The 1,555-nt window shown below is 66.2% G+C and carries 1 protein-coding gene and 1 pseudogene; both read left to right on the forward strand.

Annotation, left to right across the window (positions count from 1 at the left end; translation table 11 throughout):
- A pseudogene (locus tag HV701_RS26565) lies at positions 1 to 391 on the forward strand (methyl-accepting chemotaxis protein); the annotation flags it as partial.
- A gap of 105 nt (positions 392 to 496) precedes the next feature.
- The coding region (locus tag HV701_RS26570; protein WP_175135975.1) for a Tar ligand binding domain-containing protein at positions 497 to 1,555 on the forward strand (1,059 nt) is incomplete at its 3' end.

Below are 1,555 nucleotides of genomic sequence, written 5' to 3' on the forward strand. Positions count from 1 at the left end.
GCAGCGCCTGGCCGAAGCGGTGGCGGTGTTCAAGATCAATGCCGGCGAAGTGATCGAAGTGCCGGCGCGTCAGCTGGCGCAGCAACGCAGTGCGCCGCGCGTCAGCCCGCCAAAGGTCGAGGAGGCGTCCGCCGAGGCCGCCGTGTCGGCACCTGCCCCGGAAGGCGTGGCCCAGCCGGCCCAGGCGTCGGCGAAGCCTCCAGTCGCCGCCGCGCGCCTGGCCCAGCCGGCCCGTGCCCGGCCCACGGCCAACAGTGGCGCCACCGCAGCCCGTTCGCCGCGCCGTCCGGTGGTCCGGACCAGCGATGCGACCGATGCCAAACCGATCAAGCCCGCACCGGCCGCCGCGCGGCGCGCGCCGCCGGCGGATGATGACTGGGAGTCCTTCTGACCACGCAAGCCGCCGCATTGAACAGGTAGTCGCAGTAACAAACCCCTCTCTTTTACGTCGAGGCGGCCCGCATGTCGCCTCGACGGTTACTGGAAATATCGGAAAATGTTAAGCAATCTGAAGGTGCGCACGGGCTTGATGCTTGCCCAATTGGCTGTCGCCGTGGCTGCGCTGGTTGCCATTGCATTCGGTTGGAGCAGCATGCGATCCAACGCCGAAGCGATCGATGCCTTGGATAATTTGAGCGTCCAGCAGAGCAGTCTGGTCAAGGACGCCTATGTGCAGATGCTGCGCGCCACCATCCGCGCCGATATTGCCGCGGCGCAGCGCGCGGCCGGTGACAAGGCCGGCGCTGCCGAAACGTCGCGCATCGTGCAGCAACTGCTGAGCGATGGCCGAGCCAAGCTGGAGCGCTTCAAGGAAGTTCCGAAAAACACCGATATCGGCCGTGCCGCGGAAGGTCAGTTGCTGGCTTCATTCAATGGCTTTTCCGAGGGGTTGCAGGCCATGCTCGCCGCGCTGGACCGGGGTGACAATGCGGAGTACCTGAACCTCAAGAACACCCGGGCCGCCGCGGCCAGTGGCGCATTCTCCAAGCAATTGACCGAATTCGCGCACACCATCAATACATTCAGCGCAGAGCAGGTCGCCACGTCGCGCTCGCAGAGTGCGGTGATGACCTATGTCTATCCGGGCTTGCTGCTGGTCATTCTGGCGGTTTCGCTGGGCGCGTTCCTGTTCGTGAACCGCGCCGTGCTGCGTCCGCTGCGCGTGGTCGGCGAGAGCTTCGATCGCATCGCCGGCGGCGACCTGACCACCCGCGTCGAGGTGCACTCGACCAATGAGATCGGGACCCTGATGGCCGCCGTCAAGCGCATGCAGGAAAGCCTGGCCCGCACGATGGCCACGGTGCGTCGCGGCGTCGATGAGATTACGGTGGGTTCGCGCGAGATTTCGGCCGGCAACACCGACCTGTCCAGCCGCACGGAAGAACAGGCGGCCTCGCTGGAGGAAACGGCGGCGTCGATGGAAGAGCTGGCCTCGACGGTCAAACAGAATGCGGACAACGCGCGCCAGGCGAACCAGCTGGCGGCCAGCGCCTCGGACGTGGCCGAGCGCGGCGGTTCGGCGGTGGCCGAGGTGGTCAACACGATGCAGGGCATT

Source organism: Achromobacter pulmonis, from assembly GCF_902859765.1.
Lineage (GTDB): Bacteria > Pseudomonadota > Gammaproteobacteria > Burkholderiales > Burkholderiaceae_B > Achromobacter > Achromobacter pulmonis.